This window comes from Erwinia sp. CGal63 (assembly GCF_037026505.1).
Lineage (GTDB): Bacteria > Pseudomonadota > Gammaproteobacteria > Enterobacterales > Enterobacteriaceae > Erwinia.
This window is the reverse complement of the sequence record NZ_JAKUMN010000001.1, coordinates 1,151,892-1,171,883: the sequence shown is the minus strand read 5'-3', so window position 1 is coordinate 1,171,883 and position 19,992 is coordinate 1,151,892. Positions and strand designations below refer to the sequence as shown.

Here is a 19,992-nt window from a genome sequence, read left to right as displayed (position 1 = left end):
AAAATCAGGGGTATTTAATAGTTAAATAACTTTGAAAATAAAACACTCACTCTTTCCCTCGGCTTGTTAAAAGCGTACAGCGATGCACGAGCGGCAAGATGTTATCTTTTGCCGCCGATAAGGCGATAAATCAACGCGAATCAGAATTTATTCGGAAAAAGTACGGGTTATGAACGGCAGGGTTCAGATATGCTCCAGTAGTAGAGTCAGCAGAATCTGAATCACTATCATTTTCAGGAAACATTCATGACCCATACTCTTCGCGTTGTTGCGCTGCTGTTCGCGCCTGTACTTCTGACCGCCTGTATTTTTCCTGCGCCGCAAAAACCGTCTGAATCCGCTATTCTGCCAGCAGTAGATAATTGCGCGGTCGGCTGCCCCACAGGCGGCAGCGACAACCTGCTTATTCGTCAGGTTTATACCCTGAACAATAATGGCACAACAAAGTTTGCTAACTGGGTGGCTTACAAAATAACGAAAACCAGTCAGGCCAGCGGGCGCTCGCGTAACTGGCGACAGGATCCCGATCTGCCTGCGGACGAAACGCTGGCGCCGGCCGCTTACAGGGACGCTCACGGGGCGCTCGCTGTGGATCGAGGGCATCAGGCTCCTCTGGCCGGCCTTGGCGGCAACCCGGACTGGCCAGCGCTAAACTACCTTTCCAATATCACACCGCAGAAATCGGCGTTGAATCAGGGGCCGTGGGCAAGACTGGAAAACCAGGAGAGGGCGCTGGCGAACCGGCCTGATGTCCAGGCGGTTTACGTGGTTACCGGGCCGTTGTTTGAACAGGATCTGGGCGTCTTGCCTGCGGCGCCGTCGGTAAAGATACCCAGCGGTTACTGGAAGGTCGTTTTTATTAAACCCGGACTGCAGTCGGGTCAGTTTGCCGCTTTTATCATGGAACAAACGGTAGCCCGATCGGCTAATTTTTGCGATTACCAGGTCACGGTCAGCGAGATTGAGAAGCGAACCCAACCTGCATTAAGGCTTTGGCCGGCACTGAATCCCGATAGTGCGCTTTGGTTGAAAAACAGCAAAGGAAGGCTGGCGACGGAAGAAATGGGCTGTCCTTAATTCTCAGGGCAATAAAAAAGCCGGTAACTCACGCTACCGGCTTTTTTCTGTCTTAGGGTGCCGCTTATGCGATTGCAGCCGCAGTCCGCTCCACCAGCGCCAGCAGAAGCTTGATATCTTCCAGCGTGACGGTTGGGTTCAGCAGCGTCATCTTCAGGCAGGTTACGCCGTTGTGCTCGGTGACGCCAACGTTAGCCTTGCCGGAATCCAGCAGCGCGTCGCCGATTTTCTGGTTGAGCAGGGCAATCGCCGCGTCGTCGCCCTGTTGCGGACGGAAGCGGAACAGCACGCTCGCCAGCTGCGGCTCCATCACCAGCTCCAGCGACGGCTGTTCGGCAACGTAAGACGCAACCTGCTGCGCCAGCGTCACGCCGTGATCGATGATCTGCGCATACTGCTGCTGGCCCAGCGCTTCCAGACCCATCCACATTTTCAGCGCGTCGAAGCGGCGAGTGGTCTGCAGGGATTTGGAAACCAGGTTTGGTACGCCGGCCGCCTCGTCGAACTCGGAGTTCAGGTAGGCTGCCTGATAGCGCATCAGCTCATAGTTGCTCGGATCTTTCAGCAGGAAAGCGCCGCAGCTAATGGTCTGGAAGTACTGCTTGTGGAAATCCAGGGTGATGGAATCCACCAGCTCAATGCCGTCCAGATAGTGACGATAGTGCTCAGACAGCAGCAGCGCGCCGCCCCAGGCCGCATCAACATGCAGCCAGGTTTGGTGTTCTGCAGCGATGCCGGCGATTTCACGCAGCGGATCGATAGCGCCTGCGTCGGTAGTGCCCGCCGTCGCCACAATCGCCAGTACCTGCTCGCCGTTGGCCTGCGCCTGTGCCAGCTTGTCACGCAGATCGGCAGTGTCCATCCGCGCAAAGCGGTCGGTTTTCACCAGGGTGACGGAGCGGTAGCCCAGGCCCATCAGCGCCATGTTCTTCTGCACGGAGAAGTGGGCATTTTCAGAGCAGAACACTTTGATTTTGCTCAGATCGCCCGGCAGACCATCCTGCTGTACCGAGTGGCCGCGACGCGCGAAGTAAGCGTCGCGCGCCAGCATCAGCCCCATCAGGTTGCTCTGGGTGCCGCCGCTGGTAAAGACGCCGGCATCGCCAGCCTGGTAGCCAACCTGAGCACGCAGCCATTCAATCAGCTTCATCTCGATGATGGTAGCTGACGGGCTTTGATCCCAGGAGTCCATGCTCTGGTTAGTGGCGTTAATCAGCACCTCAGCGGCCTGGCTAATCACCAGGCTTGGGCAGTGCAGATGCGCCACGCACTGCGGATGGTGTACCGACAGGCTGTCTTTCAGGAAGAGCTCAATGGCGCGCTCAATGGCGGCCTGGTTGCCCAGGCCTTCCTTGTTAAAGTCCAGCGAAATGCGCTCGCGCAGCTCGGCGACGCTTTTGCCCTGATACATTTCAGGCTGCTGCAGCCACTGCACGACGGCCTGGCTGGTCTGCTCGATAACCTGCTGGTACTCTTCGATGCTTTGCGCCGAAGCCGCCAGAATAGGGTTGGACCTGGACATCATTTACTCCGCAGAAACAGGTTTAACGCCGGCAGCCATCAGGGCGCCTTCGAATTTATCCAGGAACACGCCCAGCTCTTCTTTGCTGATCAGCAGCGAAGGCAGCAGACGCAGCACGCAGCCGTGACGGCCGCCGCGCTCAAGGATCAGACCCGCTTCGAAACACTTCTTCTGCAGCAGCGCGGAAAGCTCGCCGTCGGCAGGGTAGCAGCCCATATGATCCTGTGGCTGGTCTGGTTTAACGATCTCAATACCCAGCATCAGGCCCAGACCGCGCACGTGGCCGATCACCGGATAGCGTTTCTGCAGCTCGGCCAGCTGGCCTTTCAGCCATTCGCCTTTTTCAGCTACCTGATCGGCAATGTTGTTGTCTTTCAGGATACGCAGCGTGGTCAGGCCGGTAGCCATCGCCAGCTGGTTGCCGCGGAAGGTACCGGTATGGTGACCTGGCGCCCAGGCGTCAAACTGCTTTTTGATGCCCAGCACGGCCAGCGGCAGACCGCCGCCAACGGCTTTGGACATGACGATGATGTCCGGCTCGATGCCCGCGTGCTCGAAAGCGAAGAATTTGCCGGTACGCGCGAAGCCAGCCTGAACTTCGTCCAGGATCAACAGAATGCCGTGCTCCTGCGTTACCTTGCGGATGCGCTGCAGCCATTCAACCGGCGCCGGGTTCACGCCGCCTTCGCCCTGAACCGCTTCCAGGATTACAGCGGCAGGTTTACGCACGCCGCTTTCCACGTCGTTGATCAGGTTTTCAAAGTAGTAGGCCAGCGCCTGCTCGCCCGCTTTGCCGCCGATACCCAGCGGACAGCGGTAGAGGTGCGGATAAGGCATAAACTGCACTTCCGGCATCATGCCGTTAACCGCTTCTTTCGGCGACAGGTTGCCTGTTACCGCCAGCGCGCCGTGAGTCATACCGTGATAGCCGCCGGAGAAGCTGATCACGCCGCTGCGGCCGGTATACTTTTTCGCCAGCTTCAGCGCGGCCTCGACGGCATCGGCGCCGGAAGGGCCGGTGAACTGCAGGCAGTACTCTTTCCCCTGGCCTGGCAGCAGCGACAGCAGGTAAGCGGAAAATTCATCTTTCAACGGCGTCGTCAGATCGAGCGTATGTAACGGCAAGCCACTGGTAATGACATTTTGGATGCTCTGCAGCATATCAGGGTGGTTATGGCCAAGCGCCAGCGTACCGGCACCGGCAAGGCAGTCAAGATATTGATTGTTCTCAACATCTGTGATCCAGACTCCCTGTGCTTTCGCGATGGCGAACGGCAGCTTGCGCGGATAACTGCGCACGTTCGATTCATATTCAGCCTGACGGGCTAAAAACGCTTCATTGTTTCCTGATGAATTTGCACCAAAATGATCAATACGGACTTTATCCGTCATCATATCTCTCCTACAACCAGGGTTATAAATAACGCCGTGGTTGAAAAATGAATTAAAAGGGTGAGCGCTGTAAAAAAGCGCGGCCAATATAGGACTTTTCAGTCCCCGACTCAATCATTAATTTTGTTAAGTTTTATTTAAGATTTTCCTATAGGAATCAATATGTTGTTGATTTTCTGACCCATTAATCGCCTGTGTCTCCGTTAACATTTCTACAACAAGGCACAAAAAAGGCGTTTTACGAGCGCTAAAAAGGCCGCAAAGCCTTGCCGGTTAAGGGCAAAGCGTGATTTAAAACCGCGCCAACAACAAAGAAATCCCGACCGCTTTAATAAGCGAAACGGCAAATAAAGGCCGTCGCGAATTACCGCTTCGTTTAAAACGTGCTGAGATAAATCTTAAACAAAAGACAAAGGCAACAGATAAGCTGCTGTTTTTAATTATAGGCCAGATTGGGCCTGCACGATAATGAAACAATTTTCTCGCTCTGAGCTAAATCATAGTCTGTACTCAGATGAATTAACGCTGGCTTACAATTTGAAATAAGGAGAAGGCGATGAGCAACCTGTTAAATATTAACGCCAATGAAATTCTTACGCTTTTCCGCAAGCACTTTCCGGATTTACCCGAAAGCATGGAGGCCAGCGTTAGCGAGATCCTGACGACCGAGCCGCCGCCGGAAGTCAACGCGGAGATCACGCTTTCGCAGCAGGGCGAGGACCATCTTATCCATTGCCAGATCCTGGAAGGCTACAGCAACCTCTGTACCGGCAAAGCCGCGCCGGCTATTTTCCCTCTGCAGCTGGCCAGTACCGGCACCATCAGCAGCGCGGATTACAACAGTCTGTTTCAGCAGACGGCGCGCTTTTATTTGGCGGCCAATCTGGCGTTGACCGGCATCCTGTTTTATGACGAAGGCACGCATCAGCTGTTAGGGCTTTATACAGGTTCAGCGTTTGCCTCGGATGACAGCGTCTCCTTTACCTTAACCGGCGGCTGGGCTGAAAAAACGGCGGCGTAGCTACGGCGCCTTCTGACAGCGCGCCCCGGCGGGCGTGCTTTCATATTCCCTTACCACTACTTACTTAAATTTAACAAAACGTTGTGGTGAGACGGACAGTTCTGGTAATTTACGGCTCTGATTTTTTGCATGGATGTAGACCCGGTGATTTACGACTGCTTTCTCTATTACGACGAAGATATGCTGCTGGAAATACGGCTTAACACGCTGCACGACTACGTGGATAAGTTTGTTATTGTGGAGTCTCTTTATACTTTCACCGGCAAAAAACGGCGTCTTCATTTCGATATAGAGAAGTTCGCCCGCTTTCGCGACAAAATTATCTATGTGGTGAACGATCGCGTACCGGTCATTCATCAGCAGGCGTTTCGCTCAAACAGTTCGTTGATCAAAGCTGGCGAAACCGATCCCTGGCAGAATGAAACCAACGCGCGCAATGCGATAATGCAGGGACTTAGTGACGCGCGGGATGAAGATATCATTATCATTTCCGACGTGGATGAAATTCCCCGTCCGGAGGCGCTGGCGCAGTTCAGCCGCACGCACCTTTGCACCACGCTCTACCAAAATTTCTATAATTTTAAATTTAATCTGCAGGTATTAAACGACGACGGCACGCCGCGGCTTTGCAAGCTGCCAAAAATGGTCACTTATAAAAATCTCAAAGGCTTTTTTCAGGGGCAGCCGGAATTATTGCGCAACGTTAAGCGTCGCGGAACGCCGATTCGGGAGAGCTGGCTGCGCTGGCATTGGCTCAAGCTGCGCACTAAAGTTGTCCCGCAGGGCGGCTGGCACTTCTCCTGGGTGATGACGGATGAACGCATCAGCGAAAAGATGTCGACCATTTCCCATACCGAGCACGATTTGCCGGAATTTAATAATCCTGACCATATTCGCCGCTGCGTCGAGAACAATATCGATATCTGGAATCGTCCCCGCAAAATGAAAATCGTGCCGGTGAACAGCCATCAGTTGCCGGCATGGCTGGTGGCGAACAGGCAGCGGTTTGAGGATTTTATCAAAGAGTAGGGCGCGAGCATGCAGGCCCGCGTCCCGATTGAAAGTCAGAGCGGCTGGCTGGTGGGCATCTCGTTGATCGGTCGGCGCGGCGGGCATAAAAATTGCGCCCAGCGCGCTAAGGTGCCGTGCTGTGGTTTCGCCCGCACCGAGGCTGGTGCCGGTAATAACAAGGACTTTGCCCGCTTCGCCTGACTCAGGCTTTCTCTCCATATTGTTCGTCGCTGACCTTTTCCAGCCACTCCACGACCTTGCCATCCTGCGCTTCCTGAATGGCGATATGGGTCAGCGCGGTGGTGGCGCTGGCGCCATGCCAGTGTTTTTCAAACGGCGGGATCCACACCACGTCGCCAGGGCGGATTTCCCGCGCCGGTTCACCCCAGGTTTGCACGTAGCCGAAGCCTGCGGTCACAATCAGCGTTTGCCCAAGTGGATGCGTATGCCAGGCGGTGCGCGCGCCCGGTTCGAAAGTCACGCTGCCGCCGCTGGCGCGGGCAGGTTGGTTGGCAGGGAAAAGGGGATCGACGCGTACCTTTCCGGTAAACCACTCTTCCGGGCCGGCGTAAGAAGCCTGTGAGCCGCACTTATAAATATCAGTCATTGTTTTCTCCTTGCGGATAAAAAGGCCGCTGCGCAAGCGGCAGGAAGGCCAGAAATAAGCAACAACGAGAGTAGTGCACAAGCAGGGTGAAAATAAGGTCACTGAGGCGAATAAGCTAATGAGCCCGGCTCATGAATAAAAGCATCAAAGATCTGATTAAACCCGTTCATTATTGCTGGCGGAACAGTACCGTTCCGCCATTTAAATAATGGCGAGGTTTAGTCGTGCATTTTTAATCCTTTAATCGCTTTATCCACCGCTTTTTTCGGGCCACGGATCGCCAGCCCGACCAGATTCAGATTATCGGCGTTTTCCGCCAGAAAAGCCTGCCGGTTGGCCTCGTCGTGACCGGTCGAGAACATCGCCTCAACGTAAGGGATTAGCGTCAGCTCGCGCTCCACTCCCTTGCGATGCGCGCTTTGCAAACCTGCAAGGTCGGCGGCGAACACCAGCATCGGCTGGCCTGCCATGCTGCCATAGCGCCGACCGTTAGCGTCAATATAGGCTTCGCCTTTTATCTCCGGCGCGGCGTAAGCGATGCCGCTGGCAAGAAAAGCCGTCACGTTAAGCCGCTGCCAAACGGCCAGGTCGTCACGCACAATTAAGGCAATTTTAGTATCAAACATCCTGCTCTCCGCTGAGTGGGTCAGGCTTTATCTTCAGCCAGAAGAGAATTAGCGGTATAGAACGTTTGTGCACTGTTGCTGATAAGCGGCAGGCGTGATGCGCCAGGCGCGCCGGAACCAGCGGCCCAGATGGCTTTGATCGGCGAAGCCTACCTGCGCGGCCGCCTGAGCCGGTGAGCAGCCAGATGCCAGCAGCACACGCGCGGTTTTCAGCCGTAACCTAATCAGATAAGCGTGCGGCGACTGGCCAAACGCCTGCTGAAACTGCCGCGTCAGGCGAAAGCGATCCAGGCCGACGGCCATCGCCACCTCGTCCAGCCCGATATCGCTGGCCATTGAATCATGCAGAAAATCCCTGACGCGCAGCATACCGCTCAGATCCTGCGTGGCGCATGGGCGGCGATATAAATGGCGCGACAGCATATCCACCAGCCGATCGAGACTTTGATCGCGAGCGAGCCTGCCTTCTGCATGGTGTATCGCGCCGAAAGCCTGCTGAATCGCCTGATTGAGCTGAACGTCCTGCATCAACGTGGAGCGGAAGGCCGCGCTTAAAGCGGATATCTCGCCCATTCCGCGCCGTTGCAGCAGGGTGTCCAGCCAGCTTTGCGGCAGATAAAGCATACTGTAGGTAAAGCCTTCGGGATTGGGCGCGTGACCGTCGTGCACCGCGCCCGGCTCAATCAGCATAATCTGGCCCGGCGTACTGGTATGCAGCCGACGATGGCAGTTAAAACGCTGCAGGCCTGTATGAGTTACGCCAACCAGCATTTCGTCATGATCGTGCGGATCGTAGGCGTGCCCGCGGAAATGCGCGTGTACGCTTTCGATACCTGTTTCGTTGTCCCGGCGCAGAGTCAGCCAGTCGTTGGAGGACGTTTTCGCCATAGTTGCTTTCCGTCTGGCTGCTGAAAAAATCAGGGTTTAACCTAACATTCGCGCCGGTCGCGGCGCAAGACAGCAGCGAGCGACTAAGGAAACGCCTGGCTCGTGCGCTGCGGGAAGATGAAACCGCACAAAAGGCGATAATTTATTGCCGTAAATTCAGGCGAATCGGGCTTTTTTTGGCGTGATTTTATCGACTTTCAAAAAGATTTATATGCTAAATCATTTAGTTAGGTCATTAATAATTTGTAGTACTAATTGACGGGCGGCGGCTGGGCGCTTCTGGCAGGATACGCAGCCACGCAACGTGCATCCGGTTCCTGAAATTTCATGAAGTGGTTTACCCAAAACGCGGTATTCTTCTCCGCTAAAACCTGTCTGGCCGCCTTTCTGGCACTCTATATCGCGCTTGAACTGAACTTTGAAAAACCCGCCTGGTCGCTGACGACGGTATTTGTCGCCTCGCAGCTCTACTCCGCCGCGACCATCTCCAAATCGATTTTTCGGCTGCTGGGGACGCTGCTGGGCGGGCTGTTTATCTTTTTGATCTATCCGGAAACCGTGCAGTATCCGCTGCTCTTTAGCCTGTGCGTGTCGCTGTGGGTCGCGGCCTGTCTCTATCTTTCGCTGCACGATCGCACGCCAAAGAGCTATGTCTTTATGCTGGCGGGCTACAGCGCCGCCATTATGGGTTTTCCCGGCGTGGTTTCGCCGCTCTCCATCAGCGACATTGTTATCTCCAGAATTGAGGAGATCACCCTGGGCATCGTCTGCAGCAGCCTGATACACCAGCTGATCCTGCCGGTTTCCATCCGCAGCCTGCTGGAACAGAGCGTCAGCCTCTGGTATCAGAACGCCAGCAAGCTCTGTAACGAGCTGGTCACGGTGATGCCGCAGGATAAATCGCTGGAGCGGGAAGATATCCTGATCCAGATGGCCAACTATCCGGTGAGCGTCGAAACGCTGATCGTTCATTGCGTCTATGAAGGCGACGCGGCGCGTAAGCTTATTCGCCTGGTGAGCGTGCAGTATCAGCATCTCTCCTATCTGATCCCCACGCTGACCGCCATCGAAACGCGGCTGAGCGTGCTGGCCGAGCAGCAAATTCGCTTCCCGCAGGAGGTGGCGGACGTTTTCGCTGAGTTTACCGGCTGGCTGAATCGCGGCGAGATCGCGGAAACCGCTCTGATGCAACAGCAGCTTGCCGATACTCAGGCGCAGCTGAAACAGCGCTGGCAGAGCGGGGCGCTGGCCAGCGAAGCGAGCATTCTGCTGATTGGTCTGCTGGAGCGGCTGGCGGATTTCGTGCGTATCGCGGGCGCTTATCAAAGCGTCAGCGTGCTGGTCAGCGATCTCTCCGGCGATACCAGCCTGGCAAAAGAAGCGCGTGCGGAGCGGCATATTGATAAGGGGCTGCTGCTGCTTTCGGCGACCACGGCTTTTCTGGCGACCTTTATTTCCAGCCTGTTCTGGATCGGCAGCGGCTGGGCGGATGGCGCGACGGCGCCAATGATGGCGGCGATCGTGGCCTCGTTTTTCGCTAACGTGGATACGCCGCTGGTGCCGATGAAGCGGTTTATTAAAGGCGTGGCGATAGCCCTGACTATCAGCCTGTTTTATATCGCTTTTTTAATTCCGCAGGCGGTAACCTTTGAGGCGCTGCTGCTGGTGCTGACGCCGGGCCTGCTGCTGCTGGGACTGGTTATCGCCAGGCCGGCCACCAACCTGATCGGCATCAGCGTAGCGACGCAGATCCCCGCTTTTTTAGGTATGAGCCACCATTTCACGCCGAATCTGACTTCGCTGATCAATACGGCTGTTTCTTCGATGACAGGGATTATCGTCGCGGTGGCGATCACGGCGATAATTCGCAACAAACGGCCTTCGTGGATGGCAAGGCGCACGCTGCGCGCAGGGCTGCGCGATTTGCTACGGCTGATAAAGGAGATTGAGCGCAACGGCTCTTCGCTGCTGGCGCGCCAGCACTATATCGTGCGCATGCTGGACAGGGTGAATATTATTCTGCCGCGAATGCGGCTGGATCCGCATCCCGATTTAGTCTCCGGCGGCAATCTGCTGGCGGAAGCCTGGCTGGGCGCCAACTGCTACGACTACTCTGCGCGCCATCGCGAGCTGCTGGAGCGCTATCGCCTCGACAGCGGCCAGATGTTTCACGAGCTGGGGTTGTTTTTAAAGCGGCGGATGAAGTCACTGCAGACGCAGCCGCATCAGCATCTGCTGGAAGAGCTGGATCTGCTGCTGCTGAAACTGGAAGCGCTGGCCCGCGAAGACGAGGAGGCGTTCGCGCCGCTTTTTTATCTGTTTAATATCCGCCTGTCGCTGTTTCCCGCACAGCGCTGGCCGGATAAAGCGCTGCTGAAAACTATCCGGCGTTAGAGCGTTCAGTAGAGCAGATCTAACTGCTCTGGCTCGGCGACTACCTGGCGCGTAGCGGTCGAAAAACTGACGCGCCAGCGTACCTTATCAACGCCCATCAGCAGGTTGTCCAAATCATTGTTGGCGACGCGCACGGCTTTATTGTTAGCCCAGGCAGGCAGATGAGCGATGTCATAAGTAAAGATGACCTCAGTTTGACCCGCCTCTTTGGCCGTCACGCTCTGGATATGCTTTACGCGCATCTGCCCATAACAAAAATCGTGGTGGCGCCGGAATTCCCGTCCGCCATAGTCGGTCAGCCGCCAGACCGTTTCGTTGGCGGTGGCAGAGCGCGCAATTAACCCGGCATCCGCCAGCGCGGCCATTCTGGCCGTCAGCCAGCCGTCGCGTCCCTTTGCAATCGTCACCGGCCAGCGAGTTTCACCCAGGCAGAGCGCGGGTTCGGCATCGAGCGCGCTCTGTACCGCGCTTTGATAGCTTTCGGCATAGCAGTGAAAGCTGGCTGCGCATAAAAGCAGCAGGGAAAAGGATTTCATTGGCCGATTCTGAAGGATTTTGGGGCAGTCACTGTAAGTCATAAAATGGCGCGGCAACAGGCTATTGTTTAGAGATATTTATTTTTTAGCAGCTTGTTAAGCCAATAAGCCGCAGCTGGTCACCTTTTCAGGGCCGTATGGAAAGGCGAGCCGACCTCAACGTCTTGCGCAAAACGTACAAAAATTTGATTATCTCCCGACCTGATGATTGAGGAGGCGACACTGTGCCAACCCATAACTGCATCATTCTGGATGATTACCAAAACGTGGCGCTAAGCCTGGCTGACTGGGCCAGCCTGGGTGACGCGGTCAGCGTGCGCAGCTTCACGGAACATATCAGCGATCGTGAACGGCTGACGACAGCGCTGCGCGATGCTTCGATTCTTGTGGTAATGCGTGAGCGTACCGTCATCGACAGCGCGTTGCTGAAGAAGCTGCCAGCGCTGCGGCTGATCGTCACCAGCGGTATGCGCAATGCGGCAATCGATCTGAAGGCGGCCAAAGAGCAGGGCATTATCATTTGCGGCACCGACAGCGGCAGCGAGCCGCCGGCGGAACTGACCTGGGGTCTGCTACTGGCGCTGGCGAGAAATATCGTACCGGAACAGAACAGCCTGGTCGGCAATGGGCCGTGGCAGCAAACACTGGGCATAACGCTGGCGGGAAAAACTATCGGTATTGTCGGCCTGGGGAAAATCGGTCAGCGTATTGCGCGCTACGCACAGGCTTTCGGCATGAAGGTGTATGCCTGGAGTCCCAACCTTACGCCTGAACGGGCGGAAAAGGCGGGCGCCGTTTTTAAAGAGAAAGCGGAGCTGCTGGCGCTCAGCGACGTGCTGACGCTGCATCTGGTCAGCGCGCCCGCCACCCGCGGCGTTATCGGCTGGCAGGACTTGCTCAGGATGAAGCCTGGCGCGCTGCTGATTAATACCTCGCGCGCCGAGCTAATTGAAGAGGGCGCACTGCTGCGAGCGCTGGAGGAGAAGATCATCGCGGGCGCGGCGACGGACGTTTTCGGACAGGAACCGCTGGCCGCCGATTCTGCCTGGCGCGGCGGTGGCAATTTGCTGGCGACGCCGCATTTGGGCTACGTCAGCGACAGCAACTATCGCCTCTACTTTACCCAGGCCGTAGAAAACATCGCGGCCTGGCTGGCGGGCAAACCGCAACGGGAGCTGTAAGCCGGGTACGCCGCGATCGGCGCAACGTTGTCGTTATCCTTTCTGCAGCGCGCGCCGACCTTCCGCCAGATAAGCCTGCATCTCTTCTTCCGGCACCATGCCGCCGCCCGTCGCCCAGACCAGATGGGTCGCATTGGCCATGATTTTAGCTTCCAGACCGTGCCGCGACAGATAGTCGGCGCTAAGACGCTGCGGCCCGGCCATGCCCGCCAGCGCGGAAGGCTCAAGGCGGATATTTTCGCTTTCGGCCAGCGCCGCAAGCAGCTGATACATTGTCTCGTCGCTGAGCGTGTAGCAGCCGTCGATCAGCTGCGCCATCGCCCGGCCGACAAAGCCGGAAGCGCGGCCGACCGCCAGACCGTCCGCCGCCGTTTTATTATCGATGCCGATATCCGCCACGGCCACGGCGTCGTGCAGCCCGGTACTCATGCCCAACAGCATACAGGGCGAGTGCGTCGGCTCGGCGAAAAAGCAGTGAACGTCGTCGCCGAAGGCCAGCTTCAGGCCGAAAGCGACGCCGCCGGGGCCACCGCCGACGCCGCAGGGCAGATAGACAAACAGCGGATGCGCGGCGTCGACCGTTCTGCCCGCCTCCTGAAGCTGCGCGCGCAGGCGCAATCCTGCTACGGCATAGCCCAGAAAAAGCGTGCGGGAGTTTTCATCATCGATAAAAAAGCAGTGCGGATCGCTTTCCGCCTCGCGCCGTCCCTGAGCGACGGCAACACCGTAATCCTCCGCGTACTCCACAACCTTGACGCCGTGCGAGCGCAGCTTCTCCTTTTTCCACTGGCGCGCGTCGGCGGACATATGCACCGTCACGTCAAAGCCGAGCGTGGCGCTGATAATGCCTATGGAAAGCCCGAGGTTGCCGGTGGAGCCGACGGCAATGCGTTGCTGGCGGAAAAAATCCCGACAGCGGGCGGAAAGCAGCACGCTGTAATCCGCCTCTCTGGTCAGCAGACCGGCCTCAGTGGCCACCTTTTCCGCATGGGTAAGCACTTCGTAAATACCGCCACGCGCCTTAATAGAGCCGGAAATCGGCAGATGGCTGTCTTTTTTCAGCCACAGCTCGCCGGGAATAGCGCGCTTATCCGCCGCCGCTAACCAGCGCTGCATGGCAGGAATGGCGACCACGGGCGATTCGATAATGCCTTTGGCGGCGGCGGTTTCCGGGAAAGCGCGGGCGATAAGGGGCGCGAAGCGCTTTAGCCTGGCTTCAGCCTCCTGAACATCGTGACGCGTCAGGCCGACCTTCTTCAGGCCTTCCTGCGCGCTGTCGAGATCGGGATTGAACCAGGTTACGGCTTCAAGCGTTTGCAGCTGGCGAACCAGCGGATGATGCAGGATGGAATCGGACATAATGGCTTATCGCTCAATAAAGGCGTGAGCGCGAGGGCAACGCTCACCGACACGCAGGATGCCGGTGAGTGTAGCTTTATCAGGCGTAATGGAAAAGGGCGCTTCAGTATTCGCCTTCTTTGATAGTGGCGACGGGCGAAAGCACGTTTTCCGCCAGCGGCCGCAGCGCTTCCCCTTGTTGTACGCGCAGCGGCCAGTCGTGGTTGGCCAGCGCCGCTTTGCCGATGGCAACGAAATCCGCGTCAGCCGCAAGCTGATCCTCGGCCAGCTCGCCGTCGTCCAGCCCGCCGTTGGCGATAATCACCGTGTCCGGCGCGCCAGCCCTGGCCAGCGCCGCCAGCGAACGCGTATTGTCAGAAAAAGCGGGCTGCCAGGCTTTGTATTCGGTGACGTGAATATAATCGACGCCAGCCTTCTGCAGCAGGCCAAACACCTTCAGCGCGCCCGCTTCGCCTTCCTGCCACTTATGCTGGAAATCGTTGACCTTGCCCTGCGAGATGCGCACGCCCAGCATCGCCTCGCGGCCGATTCTGTCGCGTACCGCGCGGATCACCTCCAGCGTCAGGCGCAGACGTTTTTCCAACGTGCCGCCCCAGTCATCTTCGCGCTGGTTCTGATAATCGGTAAAGAACTGATCGAGCAGATAGCCGTTGGCGCCGTGAATCTCTACGCCGTCGAAACCGGCCTGATTGACGGCGCGATCCGCGCTGTCGGCGAAGCTGGCGATCGCTTCCCGGATCTGCTGTTCACTCATCGCTTCCGGCAGCGCGTAGTCGCCTTTGCCGTAATAAAAAGCCATCTGCTGGCCGCGCGGCTTAACGGCGGAAGGGCCGATAGTGGTGTCGCGATGGCGGTTTGCCTGAGAAAGCGCGCCGCCGTGGATCAGCTGAGCGATAACAACCGCACCGGCTTCCTTTACCGCCGCCGCCACTTCCCGCCAGCCCGCGACCTGCTCATCGCTGACGATGCCGGGCTGAAACGCGTAAGTTTGCGACCAGGCGTTGTCGATATAGAGGCCTTCGGTAATGACGCCGCCGAAGCCGCCCTGCGCGAAGCTGGCATAATAGCGCCGCATTACCTCGCCGGGCACACCCGTTTCGGAAGCGGAGATGCGGGTCATCGGCGCAACCAGCGCGCGATTTTTAAATGCGATGCGGTTGATGCGGCTGGGCGTGAACAGTAAAGGGTGCATAAAGATTCCTGAAGATGAGTGAACAGGGAATCTATTATAATGAGGGGGAACAGGCGGCAGAATCGTCGCAAAATGACTGGCTGTATAACGGAAATCGTTACAATGAACCTGAAAGATGTCGAGGTATTCTGCGCCATCGTGACGGCGGGCAACCTGAGCAAGGCCGCACGCGCTTTGGGGTCGACCGCTATGACCATATCGCGACGGCTGGCGCAGCTCGAAAGCGAGCTGGGCGTTCGTCTGCTGCAGCGCACCACGCGCGCCGTATCGTTGACCAGCGAAGGCGAAGAGTTTCTGCCCTACGCGCGCGCCATGGTCGAGGCGGAACAAACTGCAAAAAATATGTTCAGCGGTGATGCGACGGGCGCGTTCGGCCTGCTGCGCGTTACCGCGCCATCAGGCTTTGGCAGGCGTACCGTTCTGCCGCTGCTGCCTGAGCTGATGACGGCGAATCCGCAGCTGAAAATCGAGCTTAACCTGAACGAAGACGCCGTTGATATCGTCGCTCAGGGCTACGACGTGGCTATCCGTATCGCGCCGCTGAAAGATTCCCGGCTCGTGGCGCGCAGGCTGGCGGACAATCCCAGAGTACTGTGCGCTTCGCCCGCCTATCTGCAGCAAAAGGGCGTTCCGGAAAGCCTGGCCGATTTAAAAAATCACGACGCCCTGAGGCTGAGCGCGCTGCCTTGGTCGCTGGTTGACAGCCAGGGCGACGCGGTCAGCTACGCGCCGGAAGCGCGCTTTTACTGTAGCAGCGTGGAAGGCGTGCGCGAAATGTGCGTGGCCGGAGCAGGTATCGCGCAGCTGACCGCGCTGGATATCCATGACGAGATAGCGCGCGGAGAGCTGGTGGCGCTGACCCTTAACGATGTGGCGATGCCCGCGCTTGCCGTCTGGGCGCTACTGCCGACCAGACGCTATACGCCGCGCCGGGTCACCGCTTTTCTGGCGGCGCTGGAGCACGCTCTGCGCGCGCCGACAGGGCTATCCGGCTGAGAACAGGCTATGGTTAAGAGCCCGCGCAGCGGCAACCCTTTCATTTATTCTGAATGGAGAAACTATGCAGCCTGTTTTGTTTGTTTTATTGATCGCCCTTTGCGCCAGCGCCACGGCCAGCAACATTGCGCTCAATCAGCGCGTACCGCCTACCGGGATCGCCGTGCAGGGCGAGCTTGTCTGGCAGGATAAGAAAATAGCTGAACGCCCCTGGAACAGCGCTCAGCTTGGCGGCAAGGTACGGGTACTGCTGCATATGGCCGGGCGACTATCGGCGAAAGATCAGAACGCCGCGCTGATTGACGCGCTGGGCAAGGCGAATTTTCCGCACGATCGCTATCAAACCACCACCATCGTCAATACCGACGACGCTATCCCCGGTAGCGCCATGTTCGTGCGTGCCAGCCTGAAGTCGGCGAAAGAAGCGTCGCCCTGGTCGCAGTTTATTATCGATGGCCGCGGCGTGGCGCAGCGCGCCTGGCAGCTTAAGCCGGGCGGATCGGCGGTGGTGGTGCTGGACAGTGAAGGGCGGGTACGCTTTGCCCGCGAAGGCGCGCTGACCGCCGACGAAAGCCGACAGGTGATCACGCTGGTGAAAACCCTGCTGGATTCGCAGGCTTCCTGAGCGAGTCTGGCGGGCGCAAAAGCTTTGCCTGCCATCTTTGGTTAAAAATCAGGCTTAACTTTCTGTCCTGAACCGGTGATCCACTATACTGACCATTACCGTTGTTAATGATACAGGAGCGCAACCCCCAGTTACCTGACGCCAACCTTATCTGTGACCCTCAGGAGAATAAAATGCAAAATAAAACTTTTGGGCTGCTGGCCCTCTCTGTAGCGGCTCTGTTCAGCACCGTCAGCGTGCAGGCTCAGACACCGACAAACGCCGCGCAGAGTCAGACCGCATCAAACGGCAAGCTCAGCGCCGGTGACGAAAAAGCGCTGAAGGATATGGCGCAGGCCAATATCAATGAAGTCGCCGCCGCCAAAATAGCGTTAAGCAAAGCGAAAAGCAGTGAAGTGAAAGCGTTTGCGCAGAAGATGGTGGAAGATCATGGCGGCGCTTTAAGCAAAGTCCAGACGGTCGCGGAGCAAAAAGGCGTAACGCTGCCGAGCGAGCCGGACGCTGCGCACAAGGCGATGGCCGACAAGCTGGAAAAGCAGAGCGGCGATGCTTTTGACAAAATGTACATGGAAAACGCCGGTAGCAAAGATCACAAGATGGTTCTGGCAAAACTGCAGAGCGATGCCGGAAAGATTAAAGATTCAGATGTAAAAGCGTTGGCTGACGAGCACACGCCGATCGTTGAGCAGCATCTGAAGTCGGCTCAACAGCTTATGAAGGAAGTTAAGTAAAACGATTTTCAGCGAGCGGATAGCTCTAAATTGACTTCGTAAAAATCGCGCCTGCATGGTTCCTGCTCCAGCAGGCGCGTCAGGACACAGTTGCGGTCAGGTTTACTACGCTGGCCGTCCCTGTTCCAACTACCGCTCTTCCGCGCGCTCCAGCGGTAGCTCGTTCAGCGTAGCCCTGACCTGAGGCAGGCACTGTGGATAATTTTGCTGCACAAACTCAATCATCTTTTCCCGCACGTAGCAGCGTAAATCCCAGGCCGTCGGGGAGTTTTGCGCCGTCATTAATAAGCGGATAGTCATGGTCTTGTCAGTGGTATCGGTCACCTGGAGTACCTGAGTCTCCCGATCCCAAAGTTTTGTTTCATTAAGGATCTTTTCAAAATGCTGGCGGAGAGGCTCCAGCGGCATGGAATAGTCCAGGTAAAGGAAAACAGAGCCCAATATCTGGGCGTTGTTACGCGTCCAGTTCTGGAAAGTATTTTCTGTAAAGTAGGTAATGGGCAAAACCAGTCGGCGCAGATCCCAGATACGCACCACAACATACGTCAGGTTTATCTCTTCGATCCAGCCCCACTCTTTTTCAACCACCACGGCGTCATCAATCTTTATCGGCTGCGTAAAGGCGATCTGAATGCCGGCAAACAGATTAACCAGCGACTTCTGCAGGGCAAAGCCAATGATAATACCGGCGACGCCGGCACCGGCCAGAATGGTGGTGCCGAAGCGCCGCACGCCGGGAAAACTCAGCAAAATCAGTGAGACGCAGAGCGTCACCAGCAGGACGATAACCACCTTTTTGACATAGATTATCTGCGTGCGGACTTTTCGGGCGCGCAGATTATTCGACAGATTGATGTCATAGCGGATAAAAAGCATATCCTGCACAACGTTAGTCAGGCGAACCAAAATAGAGCAGAACGAAAGAATAATAAGCGCGTTAATGGTGGTGGTAATAAGCTCCAGATAGTGTGGGCGAATATTAATATAATTGAGCCCGACAGTGATCAGCAGCAAAGGGACGAAAAGGAATACCGAACCACGCAGATGCTTTTCCAGCGATTTAAAAAATTTCCTGTCACGTTTCTGCCAGTAGAGAACGAAGCGAAAAAAGATGAAGCGGGCGAGCGATCCTACCGCGAAAGAGAGCGTGACGAGCAATAAAGCAGGTACCCATGACGGCGCGCCAGATAACTCATCGAATAATAGTGGCATTTTTTCCCTTAATTCCAGCCGACAACCCTCGGTCGTCAGATAAGTAAAAATGCGGTAACCGTTGTCTGCCTGGTTACCTGCAGAATAAATGGTTATGGATCTAAGTTTATGAAAGATTCAGTAAACTGACTAAGTTAGCGCAGAAAAATCGGAAAAAACCGAGATTTCAGGCAACTGCGCGCTGAAACGACTGAAATAATTAGTGAATTTTAATCCTTCTCTGCACGTGAAAAACGCCTGCCTTAGCCTGTCGGGGAGATTCCCGCTCTCTCTGCCGATAGATGTCCCCAGTTAAAGCTATACGTTCAACGCGATAATGCCTTTTATGCGGATGGTTTTTTCACCAGCCAGGCCCGGGTTTAACAATTTTTACCCATAAAGAACAATAGTCTTCGTTACCTTGTTAATTGAACTACACTCAAAAAACCCGTCAGACAGGTTTTTTTAGGCCAACAGCCAATAAAGGGTAGTGCGCCTGACCACGCTGACGAGCTGAATAGTGAAAGTAACCGGCTAAATCGGTTCTCTTTTAACCATTATCGCAGCGGTTTTTTGTTTTTTTAATCGGCATCATCCAGGCTTAACGGCAATAGCGTTAGCGCCTGTGAGCCTGACCGTCGCCGCCCTGACGAAAAACGGGCGGGCCATGACGGTCTTCTATTTATCCACTCGCTAAGATGGGAAAACCAGTGACGGCATCTACAACCAACGCGAAAGAATCACTGAGTCAGGAAAGCGAACTGCGGGCGCTGCGCGACGCGCTGCATTCGCGTCTCGATCAGCTCCTGCCCGCGGGTGGCGAACGCGATCGGGTTGGCGCGGCAATGCGCGAGGGCGCGCTGGCGCCCGGTAAGCGCATCCGACCCTTACTGCTGCTGCTCACGGCCTGCGACCTGGGCTGCGACAAAAATCATCCGGGCCTGCTCGATCTCGCTTGCGCAGTGGAGATGGTGCATGCCGCTTCGCTGATGCTGGATGATATTCCCTGTATGGACAACGCGGCGCTCCGGCGCGGCAGGCCGACCATTCACCGTCAGTTCGGCCAGGATGTGGCGATCCTCGCGGCGGTCGCGCTGCTCAGCAATGCTTTCGGCGTCGTCGCCGCTGCCGAAGGCTTAACTGATGCCTGCCGTACGCAGGCGGTGGCGGAGCTTTCCGCCGCCGTCGGGCTACAGGGCCTGGTGCAGGGACAGTTTCTGGATCTGAACGAAGGCGGCGCGGCGCGCAGCGAAGAGGCGATAGCCAACGCCAACGAGCTGAAAACCAGCATGTTGTTCAGCGCCACGCTGCAGATGGCGGCGCTGGCTGCCGACGCGTCGCCTGCCGTTCGCCAGAAGCTGGGCTGCTTCGCTCACGATCTGGGCCAGGCTTTCCAGCTGCTGGACGACCTGGCGGACGGCTGCAGCGGCACGGGAAAAGATATTAACAAGGATGCCGGCAAGTCGACGCTGGTGGCGCTGTTGGGGGCCGATGCGGTGCGCTCGCGCCTGCATGAACATTTGCACAGCGCCGACCAGCATCTCTCCGTCTGCCAGCACGGCCTGGCGACACGGCGCTTTATGCATAGCTGGTTTAACCAACAGCTGGCGACTTTTAGTTGAGTGTTCACGAGCGGAGAGTGA

General features: G+C 56.6%; 19 protein-coding genes. 10 read left to right on the top strand and 9 right to left on the bottom strand.

The genetic code is table 11. The annotated features are described in order from the left end of the window. The first annotated feature begins 246 nt into the window (after positions 1-246). Positions 247-1,077, top strand: coding sequence for a DNA/RNA non-specific endonuclease (locus MKZ79_RS05295; RefSeq protein ID WP_336140579.1), 831 nt, complete (start codon positions 247-249; stop codon positions 1,075-1,077). Positions 1,078-1,141: 64 nt separating this feature from the next. On the opposite strand, the gene MKZ79_RS05290 is transcribed toward MKZ79_RS05295, so the two are convergent. After that, a complete protein-coding gene (locus MKZ79_RS05290; protein ID WP_336140576.1) occupies positions 1,142-2,599 on the bottom strand; it encodes a pyridoxal phosphate-dependent decarboxylase family protein in 1,458 nt (485 codons plus the stop codon). A 3-nt stretch (positions 2,600-2,602) separates the two neighbouring features. Continuing rightward, positions 2,603-3,994 (bottom strand): diaminobutyrate--2-oxoglutarate transaminase, encoded by a 1,392-nt coding sequence (locus MKZ79_RS05285; RefSeq protein WP_336140575.1) that lies wholly within the window; start codon positions 3,992-3,994, stop codon positions 2,603-2,605. A gap of 553 nt (positions 3,995-4,547) precedes the next feature. Here MKZ79_RS05285 and MKZ79_RS05280 point away from each other — a divergent pair. From MKZ79_RS05280 to MKZ79_RS05270, 3 genes are all read left to right on the top strand, one after another. Beyond that, positions 4,548-5,012 (top strand): hypothetical protein, encoded by a 465-nt coding sequence (locus tag MKZ79_RS05280; protein WP_336140574.1) that lies wholly within the window; start codon positions 4,548-4,550, stop codon positions 5,010-5,012. Positions 5,013-5,156: 144 nt separating this feature from the next. Beyond that, positions 5,157-6,041 (top strand): benzoate transporter, encoded by an 885-nt coding sequence (locus tag MKZ79_RS05275; protein ID WP_336141350.1) that lies wholly within the window; start codon positions 5,157-5,159, stop codon positions 6,039-6,041. A 9-nt stretch (positions 6,042-6,050) separates the two neighbouring features. Beyond that, positions 6,051-6,224, top strand: coding sequence for a hypothetical protein (locus tag MKZ79_RS05270; protein WP_336140572.1), 174 nt, complete (start codon positions 6,051-6,053; stop codon positions 6,222-6,224). Position 6,225: 1 nt separating this feature from the next. Here the strand turns inward: MKZ79_RS05270 and MKZ79_RS05265 are convergent, their stop codons facing one another. The 3 genes from MKZ79_RS05265 to MKZ79_RS05255 all read right to left on the bottom strand — a co-directional run bounded on the left by MKZ79_RS05265 (position 6,226) and on the right by MKZ79_RS05255 (position 8,144). Then, positions 6,226-6,630, bottom strand: coding sequence for a (R)-mandelonitrile lyase (locus MKZ79_RS05265; RefSeq protein ID WP_336140571.1), 405 nt, complete (start codon positions 6,628-6,630; stop codon positions 6,226-6,228). Between the two features lie 218 nt (positions 6,631-6,848). After that, a complete protein-coding gene (locus MKZ79_RS05260; RefSeq protein WP_336140570.1) occupies positions 6,849-7,256 on the bottom strand; it encodes a DUF2000 family protein in 408 nt (135 codons plus the stop codon). A gap of 48 nt (positions 7,257-7,304) precedes the next feature. Then, the gene (locus tag MKZ79_RS05255; protein WP_336140568.1) at positions 7,305-8,144 is read right to left on the bottom strand and encodes an AraC family transcriptional regulator; all 840 of its coding nucleotides are present in this window, start codon (positions 8,142-8,144) and stop codon (positions 7,305-7,307) included. Between the two features lie 327 nt (positions 8,145-8,471). On the opposite strand from MKZ79_RS05255, the gene MKZ79_RS05250 reads away from it, so the two are divergent. Next, on the top strand, positions 8,472-10,538 hold the full coding sequence (locus MKZ79_RS05250; RefSeq protein ID WP_336140567.1) for an FUSC family protein: 2,067 nt from the start codon (positions 8,472-8,474) through the stop codon (positions 10,536-10,538). A gap of 5 nt (positions 10,539-10,543) precedes the next feature. Here MKZ79_RS05250 and MKZ79_RS05245 read toward each other — a convergent pair whose 3' ends face one another. Next, positions 10,544-11,074, bottom strand: a complete 531-nt coding sequence (locus tag MKZ79_RS05245; protein WP_336140565.1) for a CpmK protein — start codon at positions 11,072-11,074, stop codon at positions 10,544-10,546. A 224-nt stretch (positions 11,075-11,298) separates the two neighbouring features. Here MKZ79_RS05245 and MKZ79_RS05240 point away from each other — a divergent pair, with 224 nt between their 5' ends. Beyond that, positions 11,299-12,255 carry a D-2-hydroxyacid dehydrogenase family protein gene (locus tag MKZ79_RS05240; protein WP_336140564.1) on the top strand — a complete coding sequence of 319 codons (957 nt, stop codon included), beginning with the start codon at positions 11,299-11,301 and terminating at the stop codon, positions 12,253-12,255. Between the two features lie 33 nt (positions 12,256-12,288). Here MKZ79_RS05240 and MKZ79_RS05235 read toward each other — a convergent pair whose 3' ends face one another. Together MKZ79_RS05235 and MKZ79_RS05230 are read right to left on the bottom strand one after the other, a co-directional pair. Further along, on the bottom strand, positions 12,289-13,614 hold the full coding sequence (locus tag MKZ79_RS05235) for a D-serine ammonia-lyase (protein ID WP_336140563.1): 1,326 nt from the start codon (positions 13,612-13,614) through the stop codon (positions 12,289-12,291). A gap of 103 nt (positions 13,615-13,717) precedes the next feature. Continuing rightward, complete coding sequence (locus tag MKZ79_RS05230) at positions 13,718-14,806, bottom strand: NADH:flavin oxidoreductase (RefSeq protein WP_336140562.1); 1,089 nt, start codon at positions 14,804-14,806, stop codon at positions 13,718-13,720. A gap of 102 nt (positions 14,807-14,908) precedes the next feature. Here MKZ79_RS05230 and MKZ79_RS05225 point away from each other — a divergent pair, with 102 nt between their 5' ends. From MKZ79_RS05225 to MKZ79_RS05215, 3 genes are all read left to right on the top strand, one after another. Then, positions 14,909-15,802: a LysR family transcriptional regulator gene (locus MKZ79_RS05225; RefSeq protein ID WP_336140560.1), complete on the top strand. Its 894-nt coding sequence runs from the start codon at positions 14,909-14,911 to the stop codon at positions 15,800-15,802. Between the two features lie 64 nt (positions 15,803-15,866). Further along, positions 15,867-16,427 (top strand): YtfJ family protein, encoded by a 561-nt coding sequence (locus MKZ79_RS05220; protein WP_336140558.1) that lies wholly within the window; start codon positions 15,867-15,869, stop codon positions 16,425-16,427. 173 nt (positions 16,428-16,600) lie between these two features. Further along, a complete protein-coding gene (locus MKZ79_RS05215; RefSeq protein WP_336140557.1) occupies positions 16,601-17,158 on the top strand; it encodes a DUF4142 domain-containing protein in 558 nt (185 codons plus the stop codon). A gap of 129 nt (positions 17,159-17,287) precedes the next feature. Here MKZ79_RS05215 and MKZ79_RS05210 read toward each other — a convergent pair whose 3' ends face one another. Next, positions 17,288-18,370, bottom strand: coding sequence for a mechanosensitive ion channel family protein (locus MKZ79_RS05210; protein ID WP_336140555.1), 1,083 nt, complete (start codon positions 18,368-18,370; stop codon positions 17,288-17,290). 677 nt (positions 18,371-19,047) lie between these two features. On the opposite strand from MKZ79_RS05210, the gene MKZ79_RS05205 reads away from it, so the two are divergent. Beyond that, complete coding sequence (locus MKZ79_RS05205; RefSeq protein ID WP_442897125.1) at positions 19,048-19,971, top strand: polyprenyl synthetase family protein; 924 nt, start codon at positions 19,048-19,050, stop codon at positions 19,969-19,971. Positions 19,972-19,992: the final 21 nt, after the last annotated feature.